Source organism: Prevotella sp. 885 (assembly GCF_002265625.1).
Taxonomy (GTDB): domain Bacteria; phylum Bacteroidota; class Bacteroidia; order Bacteroidales; family Bacteroidaceae; genus Prevotella.
Window position 1 is genome coordinate 124,500 of record NZ_NOVE01000003.1, and the last position, 25,103, is coordinate 149,602.

General features: G+C 46.2%; 18 protein-coding genes and 1 pseudogene. 12 read left to right on the forward strand and 7 right to left on the reverse strand.

Annotation, left to right across the window (positions count from 1 at the left end):
• Positions 1-154: 154 nt before the first annotated feature.
• The 5 genes and pseudogenes from CHL74_RS02350 (at position 155) to CHL74_RS02370 (ending at position 6,802) form a co-directional block, all read left to right on the forward strand.
• Complete coding sequence (locus tag CHL74_RS02350; RefSeq protein WP_094879516.1) at positions 155-1,201, forward strand: PDDEXK nuclease domain-containing protein; 1,047 nt, start codon at positions 155-157, stop codon at positions 1,199-1,201.
• Positions 1,202-1,375: 174 nt separating this feature from the next.
• Complete coding sequence (locus CHL74_RS02355; RefSeq protein ID WP_094879517.1) at positions 1,376-4,468, forward strand: DUF3427 domain-containing protein; 3,093 nt, start codon at positions 1,376-1,378, stop codon at positions 4,466-4,468.
• A gap of 4 nt (positions 4,469-4,472) precedes the next feature.
• The gene (locus CHL74_RS02360; protein ID WP_094879581.1) at positions 4,473-4,865 is read left to right on the forward strand and encodes a (deoxy)nucleoside triphosphate pyrophosphohydrolase; all 393 of its coding nucleotides are present in this window, start codon (positions 4,473-4,475) and stop codon (positions 4,863-4,865) included.
• A gap of 457 nt (positions 4,866-5,322) precedes the next feature.
• Positions 5,323-6,204: pseudogene (rhuM, locus tag CHL74_RS02365) on the forward strand (RhuM family protein); the annotation flags it as partial.
• A 103-nt stretch (positions 6,205-6,307) separates the two neighbouring features.
• Positions 6,308-6,802: a very short patch repair endonuclease gene (locus CHL74_RS02370; RefSeq protein WP_094879518.1), complete on the forward strand. Its 495-nt coding sequence runs from the start codon at positions 6,308-6,310 to the stop codon at positions 6,800-6,802.
• A gap of 136 nt (positions 6,803-6,938) precedes the next feature.
• Here CHL74_RS02370 and kdsB read toward each other — a convergent pair whose 3' ends face one another.
• The 3 genes from kdsB to CHL74_RS02385 form a co-directional block, all read right to left on the reverse strand.
• On the reverse strand, positions 6,939-7,679 hold the full coding sequence (gene kdsB / locus CHL74_RS02375) for a 3-deoxy-manno-octulosonate cytidylyltransferase (protein ID WP_094879519.1): 741 nt from the start codon (positions 7,677-7,679) through the stop codon (positions 6,939-6,941).
• 117 nt (positions 7,680-7,796) lie between these two features.
• Positions 7,797-10,352, reverse strand: a complete 2,556-nt coding sequence (glgP, locus tag CHL74_RS02380) for an alpha-glucan family phosphorylase (RefSeq protein WP_094879520.1) — start codon at positions 10,350-10,352, stop codon at positions 7,797-7,799.
• Positions 10,353-10,393: 41 nt separating this feature from the next.
• Positions 10,394-12,082 (reverse strand): glycogen/starch synthase, encoded by a 1,689-nt coding sequence (locus CHL74_RS02385; RefSeq protein ID WP_094879521.1) that lies wholly within the window; start codon positions 12,080-12,082, stop codon positions 10,394-10,396.
• Positions 12,083-12,272: 190 nt separating this feature from the next.
• On the opposite strand from CHL74_RS02385, the gene CHL74_RS02390 reads away from it, so the two are divergent.
• The 6 genes from CHL74_RS02390 (at position 12,273) to CHL74_RS02415 (ending at position 18,644) form a co-directional block, all read left to right on the forward strand.
• Positions 12,273-12,725 carry a hypothetical protein gene (locus tag CHL74_RS02390; RefSeq protein ID WP_094879522.1) on the forward strand — a complete coding sequence of 151 codons (453 nt, stop codon included), beginning with the start codon at positions 12,273-12,275 and terminating at the stop codon, positions 12,723-12,725.
• Between the two features lie 96 nt (positions 12,726-12,821).
• On the forward strand, positions 12,822-14,279 hold the full coding sequence (gene pyk / locus CHL74_RS02395) for a pyruvate kinase (protein WP_094879523.1): 1,458 nt from the start codon (positions 12,822-12,824) through the stop codon (positions 14,277-14,279).
• Between the two features lie 297 nt (positions 14,280-14,576).
• Positions 14,577-15,644 (forward strand): 3-phosphoserine/phosphohydroxythreonine transaminase, encoded by a 1,068-nt coding sequence (gene serC / locus CHL74_RS02400; RefSeq protein ID WP_094879524.1) that lies wholly within the window; start codon positions 14,577-14,579, stop codon positions 15,642-15,644.
• 183 nt (positions 15,645-15,827) lie between these two features.
• A complete protein-coding gene (locus CHL74_RS02405) occupies positions 15,828-16,745 on the forward strand; it encodes an NAD(P)-dependent oxidoreductase (RefSeq protein WP_094879525.1) in 918 nt (305 codons plus the stop codon).
• A 38-nt stretch (positions 16,746-16,783) separates the two neighbouring features.
• On the forward strand, positions 16,784-18,031 hold the full coding sequence (locus CHL74_RS02410) for a DUF1015 domain-containing protein (RefSeq protein WP_094879526.1): 1,248 nt from the start codon (positions 16,784-16,786) through the stop codon (positions 18,029-18,031).
• A gap of 19 nt (positions 18,032-18,050) precedes the next feature.
• On the forward strand, positions 18,051-18,644 hold the full coding sequence (locus CHL74_RS02415) for an IMPACT family protein (RefSeq protein WP_176452151.1): 594 nt from the start codon (positions 18,051-18,053) through the stop codon (positions 18,642-18,644).
• A gap of 112 nt (positions 18,645-18,756) precedes the next feature.
• On the opposite strand, the gene CHL74_RS02420 is transcribed toward CHL74_RS02415, so the two are convergent.
• A complete protein-coding gene (locus CHL74_RS02420; protein WP_094879528.1) occupies positions 18,757-19,296 on the reverse strand; it encodes an FHA domain-containing protein in 540 nt (179 codons plus the stop codon).
• Between the two features lie 25 nt (positions 19,297-19,321).
• Positions 19,322-20,413 (reverse strand): SPOR domain-containing protein, encoded by a 1,092-nt coding sequence (locus CHL74_RS02425; RefSeq protein ID WP_094879529.1) that lies wholly within the window; start codon positions 20,411-20,413, stop codon positions 19,322-19,324.
• A gap of 172 nt (positions 20,414-20,585) precedes the next feature.
• On the opposite strand from CHL74_RS02425, the gene CHL74_RS02430 reads away from it, so the two are divergent.
• Positions 20,586-21,395 (forward strand): DUF4738 domain-containing protein, encoded by an 810-nt coding sequence (locus tag CHL74_RS02430; RefSeq protein WP_094879530.1) that lies wholly within the window; start codon positions 20,586-20,588, stop codon positions 21,393-21,395.
• Positions 21,396-21,425: 30 nt separating this feature from the next.
• Here the strand turns inward: CHL74_RS02430 and CHL74_RS02435 are convergent, their stop codons facing one another.
• Both CHL74_RS02435 and CHL74_RS02440 read right to left on the reverse strand, forming a co-directional pair.
• Complete coding sequence (locus CHL74_RS02435; protein ID WP_094879531.1) at positions 21,426-22,670, reverse strand: DUF5103 domain-containing protein; 1,245 nt, start codon at positions 22,668-22,670, stop codon at positions 21,426-21,428.
• Between the two features lie 38 nt (positions 22,671-22,708).
• Positions 22,709-25,090, reverse strand: a complete 2,382-nt coding sequence (locus CHL74_RS02440) for a TonB-dependent receptor (RefSeq protein ID WP_094879532.1) — start codon at positions 25,088-25,090, stop codon at positions 22,709-22,711.
• Positions 25,091-25,103 lie beyond the last annotated feature (13 nt).

Consider the following 25,103-nt stretch of genomic DNA (forward strand, 5'->3'; position numbering starts at 1 on the left):
GCTCATAGTATTGAGCATTAGAAATGCAAATATTGTCTTTGTCAAGTTGCAAAACAAACGTAAATCTCACTGCGTTTATGCGTAATTGTGATGTATTATAATTATCTTTGCATTCAAATTGACCATCTCAGAGAAGATAACATAGACTGATAAAATGACAACAGACAATAAAGACAACAAACGCTCAATAGAGAGCAGCGATTATGCCGAGATACTGCGACACGCTGTCGCAGTAATTGAGCACGCGCGGACAGAAATAGCCCGACATGTCAATGGCTACGTCTCTACCGCATATTGGGAAATTGGTCAAATGCTTCATGAACGCAAAATTGAAAGTGGGTATGGTGACAGCGTTGTTAAAAGATTGTCGGCAGACCTAAAAGAACGATACCCTAAAATGGGTGTTTCACCACGCCAACTTTGGAATATGAAGAAATTCTATGAGCGTTATGCTGAACATGGTGAGAAACTGCTACGCTCCGTAGCACTTTTGCCATGGTCGCACAATCTATTGCTTTTGAGCAAAGGATTAGATGATGATGCAACTCTCTATTATGCCACAAAGACGGTGGAAAAAGGTTGGAATCGCGACTTGTTGCTCAATGCCATCAAACTCAATATGTATGAGACACAGGCATTGACAAGAGTAGACAACAATTTCGACCGCACTCTTCCTGCCGAACAAGCACAGTATGCCAACGAAGTGTTCAGCAGCAGCTATAATCTTGGTTTCTTGGGAGTGACCAGTCCTATCTTGGAGCTTGAACTTGAAGACCGCCTTGTAAAAGCCATCACCCGTTTCCTTATGGAACTCGGCAATGGTTTCACGTTCATAGGCAACCAGCATGTGTTGGAATATAACGGCAAGGAAAGTAAGGTGGATATGCTGTTTTTCCATCGTGGGCTGCGTTGTCTTGTTGCCGTTGACCTAAAGATAGGTGCTTTCAAACCTGAGTATGCAGGAAAGATGAATTATTATCTTTCTCTGCTCGACCGCCTTGAGCGTGGTGCGGACGAGAATCGTTCCATCGGCATCATTCTCTGTGCTGAAAAAGACCGTGTAGAGGTGGAACTTGCGCTTGAAGATATGGGCAAGCCTATCGGAGTGGCGGATTATCAGCTGATAGTGCCGAAAGAGAAATTACAGAAAGTACTTGCTGACGAGATTAAGGCGTTTAGTGAGGAACAAGGGAACAAATAGCCTTTTTAATATGGAAAAATATGTACAACAATATAAGCAAGCGGTTAGGGTCATAAAGTAAAGAAAGTGGAACGCAGAGTGGCAAGCAACGAGAAGAAAATAGAAAAGACTTCAAGTAAATTGCCAAAGAAGATAGAATAATAATGAATACTTGCTGACGAGATTTGTATAGCGATGAAACTAACAGAAGGAACATACGAGAATCTGATAACGGACGGGCTTAAGCAGGACATGCTTGAAGCGTCTGGGGAGGGATTGGTGTGTAAGAAGGAAGATATAGATGGCGCAGAGTCGCCTAACATGATGGCAGAACATCTTAACCGCATAATTCGCAACCGTCTGTCGGACGAGAATCTTACGGCAGAGGAACGTGCCTCTTTCGTCAATAGATTGATTGACTTTCTTGGAGAGGACAATAAGGAGAAGTTGGCGGATGAAAAGCAGATGCTTTCTGCTGTGTTGTCCAAACAGGAAGAGGTAAGGCTAAAGGCTACAAACCGTACTTTAGTGCGCCCGTTGACAGGCTTTCGTACGAGCAATTTGTTCACGGGAGGACAAAGCCGCGTGTCGTTAAGTAGTGAGATAGAGCGCGACATTGAGAGTGCTGACAGCATCTGCATGATTGTGTCTTTCCTTAAACTTTCTGGTGTCAACCTGATATATGATCATCTGAAGCGATTCTGCAGCAATCCTCAGCATAAGTTACGCATTATCACCACTACTTATTGCGGTGTGACGGACGCTAAGGCAGTGGAACGCCTGGCGAGTCTTCCTAATACTGAAATCCGTATTTCGTATAATACGGAAATAGAACGTCTGCATGCCAAGTCGTATATCTTTGAACGAAACTCTGGTTTCAGCACTGCTTATATCGGTTCGAGCAATCTCTCTAAGTCGGCACAGACGGATGGACTGGAATGGAACATACGTGTGACAAACGTGGAGAATCCGCATATAATCGATGCGGCGCTTGCCACGTTCAATATTTACTGGAACAGTCACAACTTTGAGGATTTCAGAATAGGAGGCGTTGACAAACTCTATAAAGAACTGGAAAAGATAAGAAAGCCGAAGATTGCTGCGGACGTGCTTAGCAAATACACAATATTGCCGCATCAGAAGCAAATCCTCGATAAGTTGTCTGTGATACGTGAAGGTGGTATTAATCGCAATCTTATCGTGGCTGCCACTGGTACGGGTAAGACTGTTATTTCGGCATTCGACTATAAGGTATTCACGGAGCATACGCATGGCAAGCATCGCCTGTTGTTCGTGGCACATAGACAAGAGATTCTGAAGCAGTCGCGCCGTACATATCGCAGCGTGCTACAGGATGCCAACTTCGGAGATGTATGGGTGGGTGATTCTTGTCCGGTGAACGGAATCGACCATCTGTTTATTTCTGTTCAGACCTTCAATTCGAAGTTTGAAAGTATTTTCAGCAATTTGCCAGACAACTATTACGACTATATAGTAATAGATGAGGCTCATCATCTTGTGGCAGACAGTTACCGAAAGGTTCTTAATAAGTTTGCTCCGAAACTGCTCGTCGGTCTTACAGCCACACCAGAGCGCATGGACGGTGTTAGCCTGCTTCCTGACTTTGATAATCAGATTAGTGCAGAAATACGTCTGCCCAAAGCTCTTGACGAAGGCTTGCTTACGCCGTTCCAGTATCTTTGCATTAGCGACGATACTGACCTTACTGACGAAGAACTCATGCAAGGCGACCGCTATGTTGCCACCAGATTAACGGAAAAGCTCTGTAATATTGAACGTGTAGGGCTTATAATCAATCGTTTGCAATATTACCTGCCTGACGAACATAAGTGTAGGGCTTTAGGATTCTGTGCCACAAAGAAGCATGCGCAATATATGGCGGAGCAGTTTTGCAAGGCAGGATTTAAGGCTGCATATCTGACGTCCGATAATGATGAGGAACGCCTGACTTTGAACAGGCAGTTGGCAAAGGGCGAAATCAATTATCTTTTTGTTGTGGATATCTTCAATGAGGGAGTGGACATTCCTGCAGTAGACACAGTTATCTTTTTGCGTCCTACGGAATCGTTGACCATATTCCTGCAGCAACTTGGTCGTGGTCTTCGTCTTTATCCAGGTAAGCAACAGTTGACGGTTTTTGATTTCGTTGCCCAACTAAACCAGAAATACGATTTCGCCAGCCGATTTAGAAGTCTTCTGACCAGAACAGACAAGAGTGTGGTGGAGCAGGTGAAGAACGGATTCACTCTTCTACCGCATGGTTGCACTATACACATGGAAGAAAAGGCGCAGGAGTATGTGTTGCAGAATATCAAGTCTGCCATTTACAACAAGTCGCGCCTCGTCAAGGAACTCCGCTCATACACGTATACGCCCACGCTCAGCGAGTTTATAGCGAACAACGGACAGGATATACGTCTTATATATAAAGGCGCTAATTGCTGGTCAAGCTTTAAGAAAGAGGCTGGACTGTGTATGTATGCAGAGGACGAAAACACCAAGCGTTTTACCAAAGGAATAGGCAACTTGGTGCATGTAAACAGCTTATCATATCTTAACTTTATATGTAAGGTGATGAAGGCAAAAGGCAATATCAGATATTGCGGCAAACAGGAAGAGACATATGCTGTGATGCTCTATTACAGTCTTTTCGGAGATAAGATTAGCAAGATAGGCGTGAGTAGCATTGAAGAAGCATTAAAGAGTTTGGAGCATTATCCTGTTTTTGTGTCTGAAATACTTGAGTTGGCAGAATATATTCTTTCTAATCTTGACAAAAAGACTTATTCTGTAGGTGAGGGTATGCCCGTTGCTCTGGAGCAATATGGATGTTATACGCGTGAAGAGGTTTTTGCAATCTTTGGTAGGCAGACAGCTGAAAAGAAAATGCAGGGATCGGTTGCTGGTGTGTTCAATATAGAAGAACTAAATACCGAACTCTTTTTTGTGACGCTGAATAAATCAGACAAGGATTTCTCTGCTGAGACGATGTATAATGATTATGTTGTAAGTGAATACGAGTTTCATTGGGAGTCGCAGAATACAGACTCGCATACGGGTAAGGGCAAGCGATTTGTCAGACAAAAGGAGAATGGCAAGAAATTCCTGCTCTTTGTCCGAGAAAATAAAAAGGATGGTTTCGGCAATACTTGCCCATTCATTTGTTTCGGCTTGGTAGACTATATTAGTTCAAAGGGTGACAAACCTATGAAAATCAACTGGCAGATGCATCAGCCCATTCTGCCACGTTTCTTAAATGCAGTGTAAGAAAATGGAAATAAGAAAGCGTATTGAAGTTGTTGCTGCTGTCATATGCGATGGCTGCAAGTTTTTTGCCACTCAGAGAGGTTATGGCGAGTGGAAAGACTGGTGGGAGTTCCCTGGCGGTAAGATGGAAGCGGAAGAGAGTCAAGAAGAGGCGCTTCGTAGGGAGATTCGTGAAGAATTGGCGACAGACATTTCGGTTGGCGAGTTTCTCACGACCGTAGAGTATGATTACCCGAAGTTTCATCTTACTATGCATTGCTATCTTTGCCGAGTGGTGGACGGAAGCCTTACGCTGTTGGAACATGAGGCGGCACGATGGCTTACAAAGGAAGAGTTCGGCATGGTGAAGTGGTTGCCGGCGGATGAAGAAGTGATAGGGATGCTTAAAATGATGTAAGTATGAACAAATTCTCCCGAAGGTGCACATTTATCCCAATCGGTCTTTAGAAAACTACAATAAGCTTTTTCTGATGACCGATTGGGGTTTAATAGCAAAATCTTTTATTTTGTATTTTCTATCGTCAGTAATCATAATGCTATCGCCACCAAACAAAGTTGCTTCATTAAATGCGTTCATATTAAAATCTGAACGCATACAGTGAAGTTCGTGCTTATATAAATCATACCAATAACAAAGATTATATACAATACTTCGTTAAGTACCCAACTTAACGTTAAATCTTATTCCCTTTGCCATAATTCCAGCATGTATGCAGTTTAATTTCAAACATTCTTCGTATCTTTGGAAAGGTAAAGTTTATTTTTTTAGCAATATGAGGAAGAATATTCAGAATATTGACAATAAGGCAGCATCTGTAAGTAACAGCAAGGACGACAATCCGAAATGATAAATTATGGCAAAGAAATTTGAAATACGAAACAGTACGGCGGAGTTCCTGACTTTCGTGGCAGAAGGTAAGGAGCAAGGCATTCATGTGCTATATAAAGATGAAACGGTGTGGGCTACCCAAAAGGCGATGGCTGGGCTATTTGACTGCTCGACAGACAATATTGGATTGCATCTGAAAAACATATTCAAGAGCGGAGAACTTGCGGAAGATTCAGTTACCGAGAAATACTCGGCAACTGCCGCAGATGGTAAGAACTACATGACAAAGTTCTACAACCTTGACGCAATCATTTCTGTTGGCTATCGTGTCAACTCTATACGTGCCACTCAATTCCGCCAGTGGTGTACCTATGTCATCAGACAGTTCTCTCTTCGGGGCTATATCATAGATAAAAAACGCATGGAGAATGGCTCGTTCATTGGTGAGGACTATTTTGAGCATTTGTTGGCGGAAATACGTGAGATTAGGTTGAGTGAACGAAGATTTTACCAAAAGCTCACGGATATATATGCTACAGCTGTTGACTACAATAAGGATGCGCCTACCACACGTCTGTTCTATAAGAAAGTTCAAAATAAGATGCATTATGCTGTGCATGGGCATACTGCGGCAGAACTTATTGTTGAAAGAGCCAATGCAGAGAAAGAGCATATGGGACTGACCACTTGGGAGAATGCGCCTGATGGAAAGATTGTCAAGCCAGATGTGAGTGTCGCCAAGAACTATCTAAAGCAAGTGGAACTTGAAGATATGGGAAAACTTGTCAACTCTGTGCTTGATTTGGCAGAACGTATGGCAAATCGCCACATACCAATGACAATGGAAGATTGGGCAAAGCGTATAGACATTATTCTTGAAGCTGGAGGTGATGCCGTATTGCATGACTGATTTTGATAAATTCAATTCTTCTTTACCGTTTGACGATGATAAGAATTGAAAGCCAAAATGGGAGAGGTTACCTCAAAAATAAATCTGTTATGAACCAGATATGGACAAACTGACTAAGGAACAACGTCATCGTTGTATGGCGTCAATACGAGGGAAGGGTACGAAGCCTGAAATAATGGTGAGAAAGTATCTTTTCAGCCGGGGCTTTCGCTATCGGCTTAACCATCCTCGTCTTCCTGGTCATCCCGATATTGTGCTGCGCAAGTATCGCTCGGTAGTCTTTGTCAACGGTTGTTTCTGGCATGGGCATGAAGGCTGTAAGTATTATGTGCTTCCAAAGACAAATGTGGATTTCTGGAAAGCAAAGATAGAGCGCAATCGTAACCGTGACTTGGAGGAACAGCGCAAGCTTGCAGAAATGGGTTGGCATTGCATAACGGTTTGGGAATGCCAGCTGAAACCTTCTGTAAGAGAAAAGACCCTGGAAGCCTTGGCTTTCACCCTTAACCGCATTTACTTGGAAGACCATAGCGTCGTCAAACGCTATAAAATGCCGGAAGAGGAGAGCGCAATGGCAGCAGAACCGGAGAGATGAGAGTTTTGAATTTTGAATTTTGAGTTTTGAATTGTCGCCTACGGCGATTTTGAATTATTCAGTTAGGAATTTAATTCAAAAATGGATAATTCCTAATGCGCGTAGCGCACAATTCAAAACTCAAAATTCAAAACTCCTAATTCTCTTTCAGATATTCTTCGGCTCTTTGCAGGTCTTCGGGAGTGTCAATTCCGACAGTCTCGACGTCGGTGTATCCAACCTTTATTCTGTAGCCGTTCTGCAACCAGCGGAGCTGCTCTAAGTTTTCGGCTTTCTCGAGCGACGACTGGGGTAGGAGGGTTATCTCCTTAAGCACTTCGCGGCGATAGGCATAGATGCCGAGATGCTTTAGGAAGGGATAGTGCTGCAGCCACTCTTCCTTTTCGACGCCTCTTACGAAGGGGATGACAGAGCGCGAGAAATACATGGCGTAGCCGTTGTTGTCGAGCACTATCTTCGGTGAGTTGGGGTTCTCCGCAGCCTCAATTGTGTCGAAAGGCTTGCCGATGGTGGCTATCTGTGTGGAGGCATCGTCGAAGCAATGGCAGATGGTCTCAATCTGCGACGGTTGGATGAAAGGCTCGTCACCCTGTATGTTTACGATTACGTCGGCATCCGTCGCAAGTTTCTCTGCTGCTTCCTCTATGCGGTCCGTACCACTCTTATGGTCTGTTCTTGTCATAACGGCTTTTCCGCCGAAAGCTATTACAGCATCGAAGATGCGCTGGTCGTCAGTGGCAACGTAAGCCTCGTCGAGCACGCTGCTGACCGTCTCATACACACGCTGTATGACGTACTTGCCGCCAAGTACGGCAAGAGGTTTTCCCGGGAAGCGTGATGACGCATATCTGGCGGGAATGATTCCGATAAACTTCATATTGCTTTTCTTTTTTAAGGTTATGGTTTAAACAAAAAAATCCCAAAGCCCCATGCCGACAGCATGAGTCTTTAGGATTTTCTTTCTATTTATATGTTATGTTAGGAACGTCAGACATTAGTCGAGCCACTTAACGTAGCAGAAGTCCTCGCGGTAAACGAGGTTCTCGTTCTTCGGATACATACGTACGCAGCTCTTGAATGCGCCGGCAACGTTAGGCTCGAATGTAGCCTCGAATGTGTAGTTGTTGCCCTCGCGACCAACCATAGTGAACTCACGCTTAGAGAAGATGTGCTCCTCGCCGTTCTTGTCAGTCTTGATAGAAATAAGCTCCAAACCTACTGCATCGTTCAGACCCTGCTCGTCGATGACGTAGCGGAGTGTGTACTTCTTGCCGGTCTCTGCACCATAGAGAACTGAGTCGTCCTTGCTTACCACGCGGATAGAGTCCCAACGCTGAGCGACAGTCTCCTTCCAAGCAGCCAGCTCCTTAGCGAGCTTGTTGTTGTTAGCAGAGAGCTTCTTGAAGTTGGCAGCTTCCTTGATGTAGAACTTGTCATAGTAATCGTCGAGCTGACGCTTCATTGTGTAATGAGGAGCGATAGTGGCGATAGAGTTCTTGATGGTCTTGATCCAGCCCTCGCTGAAGCCCTGAGCGTTGCGGTTGTAGTAGAGCGGCAGAATCTCGTTCTCGAGGAGCGAGTAGATGGTAGCTGCGTCGAGCTGATCCTGATAGCCCTGGTTCTGGTATGTGCGCTCCTGCTTGAGAGCCCAGCCGGCACCCTCGCGGTAGCCCTCAACCCACCATCCGTCAAGTACGGAGAGATTGACAACACCGTTCATCTCAGCCTTCTCGCCTGATGTACCAGAAGCCTCGAGAGGACGAGTCGGAGTGTTCATCCAGATGTCTACACCAGAAACGAGGCGGCGTGCGAGCTGCATGTCGTAGTCCTCGAGGAAGATGATCTTGCCGAGGAACTCAGGACGCTGGCTGATCTCGAAGATGCGCTTGATGAGACCCTGACCTGCACCGTCAGCCGGGTGAGCCTTACCAGAGAAGATGAACTTAACCGGACGCTCCGGGTTGTTCACGATCTTAGAGAGACGCTCCAGGTCGGTGAAGAGGAGGTGAGCACGCTTGTATGTAGCGAAGCGACGGCAGAAGCCGATGTAGAGGGCGTTAGGTGTGATGCTCTCGAGGAGAGTAACCACACGTGAAGGATCACCCTGGTTCTTGAGCCATGTGGCAGCGAACTTCTCGCGGATGTAGTCGACGAGCTTCTTCTTGAGAGCCATACGTGTCTCCCAGATCTCAGCGTCGGGTACATTATAGATGTTGTGCCAGAGGCTCTCGTTGCTCTGGTCGTAGATGTAGTTCTTGTCGAAGTACTTAGCGTAGAGCTTGCGCCATTCTGTTGCTGTCCATGTGGGGAAGTGAACACCGTTGGTAACATAACCTACGTGGCTCTCCTCAGGATAGTAGCCCTTCCAGATGGGGGCGAACATGCGCTGGCTTACCCAACCGTGGAGCTTACTTACGCCGTTAACCTCCTGGCAGGTGTTGCAAGCGAATGTAGACATACAGAAACGCTCTGAGTGGTCGTCAGGGTTGGTGCGACCCATACCGATGAACTCGTCCCATGTGATGCCGAGCATGTTGGGATAGCCACCCATGTACTTGCCGAAGAGCGACTCGTCGAAGTAGTCGTGACCTGCGGGTACGGGAGTGTGTACGGTATAGAGTGAAGAAGCACGAACGAGCTCGAGAGCCTCGTTGAATGACAGACCCTCCTTGATGTAGTCGATGAGACGCTGGAGGTTGCAGAGAGCTGCGTGGCCCTCGTTGCAATGATAAACGTCCTTCTTGATGCCGAGCTTCTTGAGAGTGAGCATACCACCGATACCGAGAAGAATCTCCTGCTTGAGACGGTTCTCGTTGTCGCCACCGTAGAGGGCGTGTGTGATAGGCTTGTCGAACTCTGAGTTCATCTCGTTGTCAGTATCGAGGAGGTAGAGCTTGATGCGGCCGACGTTCATCACCCATACATAAGCGTGAACCTGATAGTTCATGTAAGGAATGTCAACTACGAGCGGCTGGCCGTTCTCGTCGAGCACGCGCTCAACGGGCAGAGAGCTGAAGTTCTGTGCGTCGTACTGAGCAATCTGCTGACCGTCCATAGAGAGAGTCTGCTTGAAATAGCCGTAACGATAGAGGAAGCCAACGCCACACATGTTGACGTTAGAGTCAGAAGCCTCCTTCATGTAGTCACCGGCGAGCATACCGAGACCGCCAGAATAGATCTTAACCACCTGGTTGATACCATACTCCATGCAGAAGTAGGCAACAGAGGGACGAGTTGCGTCCGGCTCAACGTCCATATAGTCGCGGAACAGCTTGTATACTGACTTGACGCGCTCCATGATGGTCTTGTCCTTAACGATGGCCTCTTTGCGCTCATAGCTGAGACGGTCGAGAAGCATTACGGGGTTGTGACCAACCTCTTCGTAGAGATCCTTGTCAAGGCTCTTCCACAACTCACGTGCCTCGTAGTTCCATGCCCACCACATGTTGTGTGCGAGCTCGTCAAGACACTTCAGCTCTTCGGGAAGTGTTGACTTGATTGTAACCTCCTTCCACTGAGGAGCGTTAGCATAGTCTGCTTTGATTTTCATAAAATTTGTGATATGGTTTTAATTTAACTTTTGTTTCTTTTTTACTTTGTCTTTGCGGCTCTCTGCTCTGCCTTGTTAAGGGCGAAGTCGTAAGCCTCGTAATAGTACTCGATAAACTGGCTCCACAATGCCTTCTGTGAGAGAGCGCGGGCGTTGTTGCGTATTCTGCCCTGCTTCTGCTTTGTGGCATTGGCGTACTTGATGACAGTATCGCGGATGTCGTCAGCCACCTCGTTGTAGTTGTAGTCGGTACGATGGATGACCTCCACACCCTTGTCGAGAGTGATGTGTCCGCCTGCCTCGTTGTGCGCCCAGAGTCCGAATCCTGCAAGGTCGGTGGTGATGCACGGCACCTTGAAGGCTACTGCCTCAAGCGGTGTGTAACCCCACGGCTCGTAATATGATGGATAGACACAAAGATCGTTGCCGAGGATGACATCGAAGTATGAAAGGTTTACGATGCCGTCATCGCCGGTAAGATAGCAAGGAATGAATATGAGCTTCACCTTCTCTCCCTTAGCGTTGTGCATACCGAGCCAGTTCATCATGCCAAGGGCACGGTCGTTCTGCTGCTCGTTGAGCCAATGTGTGATGACGGGAGTGTCGAGCGGAGTGTCGAAGGTCTCGCCTTCTGCCATCTTTGTGAGTCGCTCTGCAAGGTCTTCGCGCGGGCAGTTCACCCATGCCGGCACTTCGATGAATGCCACCACTTCCTTATTGAGCTGGTCTGCAGAGAGGCGGAGACGGTTGACAGCCTCGATGAAGACATCGATGCCCTTGTTGCGCCACTCATAGCGTCCGCTTGTGGAGATAATCACAGCGTCGTCAGATACGGTGTCGCCGGTAAGGGCGCGTGTTATGTCGAGCAGACGACGGCGTGCTGCCGTGCGCTTACGGTCGAACTCCTTGCCCTGCGGCACAAAGTCGTCCTCGAAGCCATTGGGAAGCACCACGTCAACAGGCTTGTCCAACAGTTCGGCACACTCGCGGGCTGTGATGTCGCTAACGGTGGTGAAACAGTCGACGTAAGCGGCTGTCTGCTTCTCGATGGACTGCTTGCTCTGCATGTTGAGCTCGTCAGCCATCTGGTCACCGTTGTATGCCTCGAGATAGTCGTAGAGCGGCTTGTTGTTGCCGGCGATGCTACGACCGATGCTTGTTGCGTGAGTGGTGAAGATGGTTGCCACCTGCGGCAGGCGGTCGTGTATGTAGAGCACACCCAGTCCGGTCATCCATTCGTTGCCGTGGTATACGACCTTGGCAGCCGGCTTCTGCTTGGCTATGACGTTGTTGTAGAAACTCTCAACGACACGTGCGGCGGCATAAGCGAACATGGAAGCCTCGTCGTAATCGCCATAGGCGTGAAGGCTGTCCACATGGAACTTGTTCCAAAGCTGAGTGTATATGGTGTCTTTTTGCGGATAAAAGGCATTGAAGTCCACCAATATTGCGACGGGACTGCCTGGTATGGCCCAGCGTCCTGTCTTGACGTTAATGCCTTCTTTTGCAGCTTGTACTTGCCATTCCGAAAACAAAGACTTGTCCTCCTCGAAGTAAGGACATGTTTTTTCACCCCAACAGTCAGGACCAATGAAGATAAGACGGTCACCAAGTTTCTCCTTAAGAGTCTTGGCTCTTGTCGACAAAACGGCGTAGATGCCGCCTACTTTATTGCATACTTCCCAACTTGATTCAAAAATGTAGTCTGGAAATAATCTCTCTTTTTTCATAAAAAAGTTAAATATTCACTGCAAATATAGTATTTTAAATGAGAAAGACAAATTATTTCAATACCTTTTTTGTTTTTTTCTAACTATTCTTGATGTAAATTGTTACATTTGCAGAGAAATAAAGCAAAAACGCATTTATATATAATAATTGCGCAGTTTGGAAAAATATTGATTTAAATCACGTATATTTATGAAAAGATTATTGTTATTGCTGGTGTTTGCTGTCATGGCTTTAGGAATCATGGCGCAGTCAGACAAGGCCGAATCAGCGTTTAATACGTATGTATATAACGAGGAATATCAGGTCTATCTGGACTTGTGTCTGGACGGTGAAGGAGTGAGTGTGCCTGGACAGGACGTCTTCGGTGTGGTGCCGGGATATTTCGGTGCTGTGCGTGACTCCCGCAAGTGGCTTATAACCTCCTTTAAACATTCGGGCAAGAACAGCGTGAAGCTGGACATCGTGAACGACTATGGTTCGGAAGATCTGACCGCTGTTCTTACCTATAATGCCAAGGCGGGTACGTACACTCTGAAACAAACAGAAGGCAGCCGACTGAAGATTGTTGTGGACAGGAAGTGGGTGAAAATACCCACCGAACTGGAATTCGTCCCACATGACCGTGTGGCTGACCTATGGTAGGGAGAAAGTGATGTACGAAAATGGTGGGCTACTGTTGTGTATATCAATAAATATGCGTAATTTTGTAGTAGAAAACACATATAAAGATAATGTAAGATGAAACAGACAAAGATTGTTGCTTCAATCAGTGACCGCAGGTGTGACGTCGACTTCATTCGCCAGTTGTTTTTCGCTGGAATGAATGTGGTCCGCATGAATACTGCCCATGCCACTCCGGACGGGATACGTACTATAATAAAAAATGTGAGAACGGTGTCGCCGCACATCGCATTGATGATAGACACGAAAGGTCCAGAGGTCCGCACGACGGGTGTGGATCAGCCTATAGAGTATAAGACCGGAGACGTGGTGAAGATTTTCGGACGCCCGGACATGGACTCCAGTCATGACATCGTGAACCTTAGCTATCCTGACATAGCAAAGGACGTGAAGGTAGGTGACGACATTCTCTTCGACGACGGCGAGCTGGACATGAAGGTCATGGACATAGAAGGTCCGACCATTGTGGCTCAGGTGCAGAACGACGGCGTGCTTGGAGCACACAAAAGTGTGAACGTTCCGGGAGAACACATCGCTTTGCCTGCTTTGACCGAGAAGGACTATCAGAACATTCTGTTGGCAATAGAGGAAGATATCGACTTTATTGCTCACTCTTTTGTGCGATCTGCAGACGATGTCCTTGCCATTCAGAAGATTCTGGACGAACATAACAGCGACATCAAGATTATATCAAAGATAGAGAATCAGGAGGGTGTGGACAACATCGACGAAATCATTGATGCTTCTTACGGCGTGATGATTGCGCGTGGCGACCTCGGCATTGAGGTGCCAATCGAAAGAATTCCCGGCATACAGCGTCAGATTATCAGAAAGTGTGTGATGAAGAAGAAGCCTGTCATCGTAGCCACTCAGATGCTCCACACGATGATAAAGAATCCGAGACCTACACGTGCCGAGGTTACTGACATCGCGAACGCCATCTATTCATACACGGACGCTCTTATGCTCTCGGGCGAGACGGCAAGCGGAAAGTATCCGCTTGAGGCTGTGAAGACTATGGCTGCCATTGCTGAACAGGCTGAGAAGGACCGCAACGCTATGGGAGAGTACGAGGTGCCGATGAACGAGAACTGCTCGCAAAGGGAGTTCTTGGCTCACGCTGCCATCGACGCTACACGCAAGCTCGGTGTTGCCGGTATCATCACCGACAGTTTGACGGGCGAGACGGTACGTCATCTTGCTGCCTTCCGTGGACCGAACCCGATTCTTGCAATCTGCTATAATGAGAAGACGCAGCGTTGGCTGAACCTGAGCTTCGGTGTCATCGCCATCCACCAGAAGGACAAAATATCGCCAAATTATATGTTCACGGCTGCTCTCCGCATGCTGAGACAGAAGGGATATATCACTCTTGACGACAAGATTGCCTATCTGAGCGGTCGCTTCGGACTCGGCAACTCTGGCGGAACTACCTTCCTTGAGATTAATAAGGTAAGACAGGTGTTCGACAAGTCGTACGAGTTCCATCTCCCCAACAAGGAAACTGATAAATAAAAGGAGGCGTAACGTAGCCTCTATATAATATATAATAAATGTAGGTTGCAGACAGGTCGGACGCTTGACGTGGCTGCGACTTGCATTTTCTTGTTTAAGGGGGATATTAGAGGGAGAATATTGGCTTTTAATGCTGACAAAATGTAAGATAGAGTAAGCTTTATAAAGTCGAAATCAAATTAGATGTATTAATTTTTGCTTTTTATTTGGACTTTTCAAAAATAAGTAGTAATTTCGCTTGCGAAACAACAACTAATAACAAACAAAGAACAAATTATTAACTTAATAGACATTCTTATGAAGAAGTACAATTTTAATGCAGGTCCGTCTATCCTTCCGCGCGAAGTGATAGAGAACACAGCTCGTCAGATTTTGGATTTCAACGGTTCGGGACTCTCTTTGGCTGAAATCAGCCACAGAGCAAAGGATTTCCAGCCTGTTGTTGATGAGGCAGTAGCCTTGATTAAGGAGCTCCTTGAGGTTCCTGAGGGATATTCAGTTCTCTTCCTGGGTGGCGGTGCTTCACTCGAGTTCTGCATGATTCCTTATAACTTCCTTATCAAGAAGGCTGGTTACCTGAACAGTGGTGTTTGGGCTAAGAAGGCTATGAAGGAAGCTAAGCTCTTCGGCGAGGTTGTTGAGGTGGCTTCATCTGCTGACGCCAACTATTCATTCTATCCGAAGGATTGGACATGCCCGACAGATCTTGACTATCTGCATATAACAACCAACAATACTATCTATGGTACAGAGATTCGCAAGGAGCCTGAGGTTCCCGTAAGACTTATCGGTGATATGTCTTCTGATATCTTCAGCCGTCCTATCGACGTTGCTAAGTATGACTGCATCTACGCCGGTGCTCAGAAGAACCTCGCTATGGCAGGTGTTACTCTCGTAATCGTTAAGGATGATGCTCTTGGCAAGGCTGAGCGTCAGATTCCTACAATGCTTGACTATCGTACACACGTAGAGAAAGGCTCAATGTTCAATACTCCTCCTGTAGTGCCTATCTACTGCGCTCTTGAGACTCTCCGTTGGATCAAGGCTAACGGTGGTGTTCAGGAGATGGACCGCAGAGCTATCGAGCGCGCTCGCATCGTTTACGACGAAATCGACCGCAACAAGTTGTTCCGTGGCACAGTAGCTGAGGATTCACGCTCGCTCATGAACATCTGCTTCGTGATGAACGACGAGTACAAGGAGCTGGAGAAGCCGTTCTTCGACTTCGCTACTTCTAAGGGTATGGTCGGTATCAAGGGCCACCGTTCAGTTGGCGGTTTCCGCGCAAGTACATACAATGCTCAGACCATCGAGGGTGTTGAGGCATTGGTAGCATGCATGAAGGAATTCGAGCAGCAGCATTAATAAAATAACACTCTAAAGGAAGGAAATACATAGTATATAATATAATGTGTATTTCCTTCCTGCAATTAAATAACCTTAATGGCGACTGAAAAAAGTCGAAATATAGTTTTAAGACTTGATAATAATCTGATTGACCATGATGAACGTCGCCAAAATGTTTAACTCCTTAAATCAAAAGAAATTATGAAAGTATTAGTAGCAACAGAGAAACCGTTCGCAGCAGCAGCCGTTAATGGCATTAAGGCAGAAGTTGAAGGTGCTGGTCATCAGCTGGTTCTGTTGGAGAAATATACAGAGAAGCAGCAGCTTCTTGACGCCGTAGCTGACGTAGAGGCTATGATCGTACGCTCAGACAAGGTTACGGCTGAGGTGCTTGACGCAGCTAAGGCTCTTAAGATTGTCGTTCGTGCAGGTGCTGGCTTTGACAATATAGACATCGCTTACGCAAAAGAGAAGAACGTCGTAGTGGAGAACACTCCCGGACAGAACTCTAACGCTGTGGCAGAATTGGTATTCGGTCTGTTGGTATACGCTGTACGCAACTTCTATAACGGCAAGTCTGGTTCGGAGCTTTTGGGCAAGAAGCTTGGTATCCTCGCATTCGGTAATGTAGGTCGTAACGTAGCTCGCATCGCTAAGGGCTTCGGTATGGACGTTTATGCTTACGACGCATTCTGCCCGAAGGAGGCTATTGAGGCTGCTGGCGTTAAGGCTGTTGACTCACAGGATGCTCTGTTCGAGAATTGCGACGTCGTTTCGCTCCATATTCCTGCTACTCCTGAAACCAAGCAGAGCATCAATGCTGCTCTCGTTGGCAAGATGAAGAAGGGTGGTATCCTCGTTAACACAGCCCGCAAGGAAGTTATCAATGAGCCGGAACTTCTCAAGTTGCTTGAGGAGCGTACAGACCTGAAGTATGTTTCAGACATCATGCCTGACGCACACGAGGAATTCTGCAAGTTCGAGGGTCGCTACTTCGCAACACCGAAGAAGATGGGTGCTCAGACTGCTGAGGCTAACATCAATGCTGGTATCGCTGCAGCTAAGCAGATTAATGCTTTCTTCGCAGACGGATGCACAAAATTCCAGGTGAACAAATAATCTATTCTTACACAATTTCTTAAAAACAACATACGAGTATGGCAACAATTAAACCTTTCAAAGGTGTACGCCCTCCGAAAGATATGGTTGAGGAAATCACCTCACGTCCTTATGATGTTCTCGACAGCGAAGAGGCAAGAGCTGAGGCTGGCGATAACGAAAAGAGCCTTTACCACATTATAAAGCCGGAAATCGACTTTGAACCGGGCACAAGCGAGTACGACCCCAGAGTGTACGAGCAGGCTGCTAAGAACTTCCAGAAGTTCCAGGATAAGGGATGGCTTCGTCAGGACGAGAAGGAGTCTTACTATATCTACGCTCAGACCATGAACGGCAAGACACAGTATGGTCTTGTGGTTGGTGCTTTCGTTAATGACTATATGAACGGCACCATCAAGAAGCATGAGCTGACACGCCGCGACAAGGAGGAAGACCGCATGAAGCATGTTCGCGTTAATGACGCTAACATCGAGCCGGTGTTCTTCGCATATCCTGACAATGCTGTGCTCAACGAGCTGATTATGCGCTATGCCGCTGGTAAGCCTGAGTACGACTTTGTTTCTCCGATTGACGGATTCGGCCATAAGTTCTGGGTTATTACCGACGATGCTGACATAAAGACCATCACAGAGGAGTTCGCTAAGATGCCAGCTCTCTACATCGCTGACGGCCATCACCGTAGTGCTGCTGCTGCTTTGGTAGGTGCAGAGAAGGCTAAGAACAATCCTAACCATAAGGGTGACGAGGAGTATAACTACTTCATGGCTGTTTGCTTCCAGGCTTCACAGCTTACCGTGCTCGACTATAACCGCGTTGTGAAGGACCTTAACGGTCTTACTTCTGAGCAGTTCCTCGATGCATTGCGTGAGAACTTCGAGGTAACAGATAAGGGTGAGGCTATCTATAAGCCGCAGCGTCTGCACGAGTTCTCGCTCTACCTTGACAAGCATTGGTATGCATTGAATGCTAAGCCTGGCACATTTGACGATTCTGATCCTATCGGTGTTCTTGACGTTGACATCTCAAGCCGTCTTATCCTTGACAAGGTTCTGAACATCACAGACCTCCGCTCTGACAAGCGCATCGACTTCGTCGGTGGTCTCAGAGGTCTCGAGGAACTCAAGCGTCGCGTTGACAGCGGTGAGATGCGTGTAGCATTGGCATTGTATCCTGTTTCGATGAAGCAGATTATCGACATTGCTGACAGCGGTAAGATTATGCCTCCTAAGGCTACGTGGTTCGAGCCGAAGCTCAGATCAGGATTGGTAATCCACAAATTGTCTTGATAATAATTTTAAAATGAACATTACTGACGAGTATTTCACAATAAAGGATAATATCTCGGAAGGCTTCTATAGCGAGAAACGTAGTAAGTTTCTCGCTTTTGCCTTTCATGTAACTACAGAAGAAGAGATAAAGGAGATTGTTTCAGAATATCGAAAGAAGTATTATGATGCCCGACATGTGTGTTGGGCTTATATGCTTGGCGCTCAACGTACAGAGTTTCGTGCCAATGACGACGGCGAACCCAGCAGTACAGCCGGAAAACCAATCCTCGGTCAGATAAACAAGAATGAGCTGACCGACATATTGATTATCGTCGTGCGTTATTATGGTGGTGTTAACCTTGGAACGAGTGGGCTTATCGTTGCCTATCGCACGGCAGCGGCTGAAGCAATCGCAAACGCAGAGGTCATAAAGCTGTATGACGAGGAAGTGGTGACGTACGATTTTCCTTACGTTATGATGAATGACGTGATGAAGATTATTAAGGATATGTCGCCGCGAATCGTCAGTCAGACTTATGATAATACGTGTGAAATACAACTCAGTATAAGAAAATCGCAGGCTCCGTTGCTTAAGAGTCGCCTTGAGAAACTCTCGTTTAAGGACGAGTAATGATAGGGTATGGCTTGCTTAAGTAAGGCTTGTATAAAATTAAAATGCCGCTATTCCAAATCAACATTGTTGGAATAGCGGCATTTTTATGCTTGCTTGTTTGTAATTCTAATTATTTGTTTTCCTCGTTTTCGTCCTGCGTATGCAGTATCACGCTTGTTGCTCCGATAGTGAACAGCGTACCGTCCTCGATGACTCTTTGTTCTCTATCGCCGAGTATGACGTTATCGACGAATGTGCCGGTATAGCTGGGGCCGTCTTTAAGAACATATTTCAACTTGCCGTTCTTTCCCCTGCTTACTGTTATTGAGCAATGGTTAATGTCAATGCTTGGATCGTTGGTCTCTATGGCGCAATTCACACCGCTGTTCTTCATATAACGTCCTATTACATTGACACCCATCTTCAAGGGAATTACCTGCTTGTAATGGAAGACATTCTCTATGACTGTGATGTATCCGTAGCGGCTGTCATCAGCGTTCTCGTCAGGATTGTCTTCCTTTTGTGTGTTGCGTAGCTTGCTGGTACCGATGCGAATACCAAACTGCTTGCCGCATTGTGGGCACATAAAGACTAAAGACTGTCCTTCTTTGTATTTCTTTTCGTCAAATGTGATGTAATTGTCACATTTGGGGCATCTTACTCTTTTCATTCTTTTCTTGTAATGGAATCCTTTTTTATTTGATTTCTGTTATCCAGCAGCCATTAAATTCCTTCCTGTCTGAAAGAACTCGCATTGCTTTCTGGGCTTCTTCCTTATTCTTGAATTTCTTGTACGTTACCTTTGTGCCTCCCTGAGAAGTTACAGCTGCGTCAATGCCTTTGCTTTGGAGCAGCTTGGCATATTCTTCGGCATTCTTACGAGCCACGCGACTTGCGAGCACTATGGTGAAATAGCTCTCGTCTTTAGTAATCTCTACCTCTGCTTTTACGGTTGGTTCTGCAACTTCCTTGACCGCTTCTTTTTTTGAAGCTATAGTGTTAAGCTTCTCTGGCTTACCGTTGGTAATCTCCTTAGGCATCATTTCATACAGGAAACTTGTGTCAATAGCCCCATGGCTTGTATAGTTCTTGCTGGAGTCGCCAAGTTTAGACGGAACAGAAAGGAGGATTATAATTGCTATGCAAGCAGCTGCAATATGTTTGAGCGTGCGCATAGGAATGCGAATGGCAATCTCTTTATCTTTAGTCTCTTCCTGTTGCGTTTCTGAAGTGGTATTTGTCTCGGCAGACACTTCAGTAACTTGCTGTACCACAGGCTGAGGCTTCGGTTGTTCGGTAATGACAGGCTGCATAGTAATAGCTGTATTGGGAAGTTCCTGTTGAGGCTCTTCCATGCTTTCTTCTGCTGCCATAGGAGTAATCTCGAATGTGTCCAGTCCGTACAGGTCTGGTGAAACGAATCCTGACTGATCAGGATGGAAGTCATAGTTTCCGCTTTGATTGAGCACAATACGTCCCAATCCGCAGATATTCAGCTCACCTTCTTCTTCAATGGTCTGCTTAAGAACGGCAACATCATTATCTATATGCTTCAGGGCTTCAGGGTAGCTGATATCGTAACAGCTTGCGTATGCCTGTGCCAGCAATGAGTCGTTCATTGTCAGCATTGGATTAAAGCCTATTGTTCTTGATGGAGGCAGAAAGATTCCCTCTGCTTTATTGTATGAAGCAGGTATGCGATGCGCCAAGAAGCCACCAAAGCCTGGGACAATAACGCAGTCATTATCCAGCAGTAATCGTACTATGTGTCTCTCTATTTCTCTCATAATCCACAAAGATAAGCATTTTATTTTTAGTCGCAAAAAATATTGGTATAAAAATTGACTTCGTTATCTACAGGTTTAATGTATTTATGCTTTTTGTCTTTTATTTATATTTATTGGTTTGTGTTTTATTGGGATTTTTTATTACCTTTGTATGTGAAAAATAAAGTCCAGAATGATAAGAAAACAATCAGTATTTTTCCTGTTGATTGGTCTTGTCCTGTTTTTTGTGGCATGCGGACAGCGTGGCAATGACAGGAAGGAAGAAGTCGTACAGGAGAATCTTGAGGCAAAAAAGAATCTTCAAGGAATATGGCTTGATGATGACGGAGACGACGTCGCTTTCCGAATAAAGGGCGATTCTGTCTTTTTCCCTGATTCTACGAGTATGCCTGCCTATTTCAGAGTGGAGAAAGACTCTTTCGTGGTGGTGGGTGGCAATACGGTTAAATACCATATTGTGAAGCAGACTCCTCATCTTTTTGTCTTTGTGAACCAAAATGGTGAACGAGTAAAGCTCGTAAAAACCGACGATGAGTCATACTTAGACTTGTTTGCTCCCAAGACTTTCTTGGCTGTCAATCAGAACAGGATTGTCAAACGAGACACCGTTCTCTATCATGGCGCGGAGAAATATCATTGTTATGTTCAGGTGAATCCTACCACATACAAGGTGGTGAAGTCCACGTTCAATGACGATGGAGTGGAGGTGGGCAATGTCTATTATGACAATATTGTCAATCTGGGAGTTTTTAACGGGGCACGACGCCTGTTCTCAAGCGACTTCCGCAAACAGGACTTCCAGAAGAACATCCCTTCGGACATCCTGCGTCAGTTAGTGTTGAGCGATATTACGTTCAATCAAGCCAATGAAGAAGGCATGCATTTCTATGCCGTGCTTGTTATTCCTGAGACATCTATCAGTTATATTGTGGAACTGGTGGTGACGTATGACGGAAAGATTATTAAGCGAATCAAGAAATGATTTTATAAAGAAAGCTTCCGTTAGAACCTCTTATTTGGTTCTAACGGAAGAATAACCTACAAGGCGATCCGTTCTTTCTCCTATTGGTCGCCAATAAACAAAAGCTTGGTATTCGTTTTCGGTCTGAAAGAAATTGCCTTCAGACGAAACAGGAACAATGCTGCCATCATCTCGTTTTGTCAGATATTGATACGAGTAATATCCCTGTTTTAGTTTTATTATAGCCTCGTATTGTTGAGCTATTTCATTGTATGTCATTTCGTATTTCGGCGTAAACTCTCCGTTGGTCCACACGCCGTTAACGTAGACTGTTCCGTTCTGTCTTGGAGCTTTCAGTCTGAACATCACATTCACATATTCAGAGATGCGGTCGTTCTCAATATTGTCGCTGTTGCGAATATAGAAAGCGCCATTGGCGTCCTCGTCGTAAACGTAGCTTGGTCTTGGGAGGTCTGTCCATACCATGGCATGATAGTCATTGTTCTCCCACCAGATATTCTCGATGCCTAACGTAGGATGATCGGTGGCGAGAACCTCGAACTTATGGTATTCGTTGCCTCCGTCGAAAATCAAATCCCTGTTATGCTCCCATTTCATTCCGTAAGGGGTGGTGTATTGCTGGCGCATATCGCGTCGTACTGTTTCCCATCTGCCGTTCTGCAATACAGCCACGCGAATCTCGCGTTCTGGATTTGAGATTGAGATATTGCCATAGTTGAGCGATAACGCCACTTGCTGATGACTCTTGTTTATGTCGATGTCCGTGTTTGACGTTACCGACATCTGAATGCCCATCAGCGGCTCCACCACCATGAAGCAAGCGCTGAAAACCGTGTCGCCCTCATTCTCGTCGTACACAGTAACTCGATAGTTGCCGCTTTTCTTTATCCGGCATTTCTCGTTAGGAATCTGGAATGAATAATGCGTATAGAGAGTGTTGGTGTTTATCGACTCCTCGTTGTTGTCAATAGTGTTGCCATCAGCAAAGCCGTCACAATAGTCGCTGTCAAACAGTTCGGTAGACGTAGTCCAGTCCGCTTCGCAATGGTCAAGCCTATAAACATAACGACGGCCTTCATGCGTAAGATCATCGAACGATATGTTTATGGGCTTGTCGCCACCAAGCGTGACGACCGGCATTTCCAGCCAGTCTGTACCAGCCACAACCTGCAGGGAGGCTATCTGTTCTGACTTTATTTCGTTGTTCTGCGCCATGACGTTGTTTGCATTCAAGCATATTGTGGCTATGGCGAGGTAATGTTTCAGAGGTGTCATTCTGTGCAGTTTTGGAAATCCGTGTTAGAAATCTATGATTAGAAATCAACTGTAACTCTAAAGTTAATCTGCCTGCCTGTCAGGTAGTTCGGTACGGCATATTGTCCGCCGGTTACGTCCGTAATCCAGTAGTATGAATTGACGTTGTTTATGCCGAACAGGTTTAGGCATTCGGCTCCGAGCCATACGTTTCTCAACTGAATGTGCTTTCTCTGCTTACCCTCATTGTTCAGAAGACGATAGCTCAGTCCGATGTCCGCTCTCTTGTAAGCAGGAGCACGGAATACGTTCGATTCCAGTTCCTGATGCGGTGCCGAGAATGGCAGACCGTCAGCAAGAGCAAGTTTAAGCGACATCTTCCATCTGTCTGTTCCAGGGAAATAGTCTGTGAAGAACATGTTGATGGCGTATCTCTGGTCTGTCGGTAGAGGAATCGACTTGCCGTTGAGCTTCATACTTGTGTTCATAAGCGATAGCGACAACCAAGAGTCTGTGCCCGGCACGAACTCGCCGTAAAGCTTCAGGTCGATGCCGGCAGCATGACCGCTACTCTCGTTGCTGCCGTAATACACCACCTTCACGTTGTTGACGCTGTAAGGCACAAGGTTGCCAAGGGCTTTATAGTAAGCCTCTGCTGTGAACTTGAATGAGCGGTTGTTCATGCGGAAACGATAGTCGAAACCTGCGATGAAGTGTATGGATCTCTGGCTCTTTGCCTTGCTGTTGAGCGAGGCGTAAGTGATGCCGTTTTGCGTGGTGGTGTCTCTAAGCTCTTTGAAGAAAGGAGCCTGATAATAAAGGCCCGTTGCGAATCTCATTGTGATGTTCTCGTTGAAGGCAGGAATGATGCCAAGCGAAACGCGTGGGCTGACAATGGTCTCCTTCGTGTAGCTCCAATGGCTCAGTCTTACGCCGTAGTTAAGAGTGTAGAGCGTCTTCTCGTTGTTACTTGTAAAGCGGAAAGCGTCCTGAATATAAGCCTCTATACGGTTGGCGTCGAGCACGTTCTTAGCCCTCATGCTGTAGATCATATAAAGGTCCTTGCCTGTATGCGGCACGCTGTAGTTGCTGGAGTCGCGCATCTCGTATTCCACGGAATTCTCCGTTATCTTCTCTTTCTTGAAGGTGAACGCTCCCTCAATGTCATGCTTTTTATACTTGGTCTTGAACAGCAGCTTTGCGCTTTCCACATGAGCCTTAAGATAATTGCGGGCATGCTGAAAGTAAGTGCCTACACCAAGATTCTCGCTCGTCTCAGTCTGTGTGAGCCAGTACTGACCCTGAATGTCATACTTTTCCTGCTCTCTTGTGTTGAATGCGGAAGCAATGAGCGAGAGTGAAGTCTTCTCACCAAAGTTGCGGGTAATGCCTACAGCACCGAAGAAGGTGCGGAACACGTCCTTTTCCTGTCCGTCGAAATAAACTTGGAACGCCTTTACATTCTCCATCGTACCGAATTTCGTCTCACGGTCTTCCGGCGTGAAGTTGTAGTGGTTGTCCGAAATGTTTCCGAGCAACTTTATCTCCCAACGCTTATTGGGTGTGTATGTAAGGTAGGTCTGATAGTCGATAAACGTAGGGCTGTATTCTCCCTTCGTGTCCATCGAACCTAAAAGATGCTTTGTGGTCTTATATCTGAAGCCGTTGCTCCACGAAACCTTTTTGTTTGAAACTCCCACGAATGCGCTTGCTCCGAGCATACTTGCCGAAGCAGTAGCCTCAAACTTCTTGGGTTTACGATATTTGATGTTCAATGCTGAAGACATCTTGTCGCCGTATCTTGCTTCATAACCTCCCGTAGAGAAGCTGATTTTCTCCACCATGTCAGGATTGATGACCGAAATGCCTTCCTGCTGACCGCTTCTTACGAGGAACGGACGATAGATTTCCACGTTGTCTATGTAGACGCTGTTCTCGTCAAACGATCCTCCTCGCACGTTATACTGCGACGAAAGTTCGCTATGAGTCGACACGCCTGCCTGACTCTGTATGAGTTCCTCCACGGCATTGCCGCTGGCAGACGGAAGCGACTTCAGGTGGTCCTTGCTGATGTCTTCCATCTGACCCGTCTCAATCTTCTTTCCGGTTATGGTCACTTCGCCCAACTGGTTCTCATCTGAGTGGAGCACTATTTGCAGCGTCTGCTTGCCACGGGGACGACGGAGGATGCGTGTCTTGGCTTTGTAGCCAATCATTGAGAACTTAATAACCACAGAGTCAGCCGAATGCAGCTGCATACTGTATTCTCCCTTCAATGAGGTCATAGTCATCTTGCCCTGTTTCAGACACGAAACAGAGGCAAATTCTATTGGGTCGTTATTCTCGTCAGTAACGCGTCCTTGGAGCGTGAATGTCTGTGCGCTTGCCGTAACTGTGACAAGCAAGCAGATTATCTGGAATATTATTGTTTTAATTCTCATATTTATTATAACG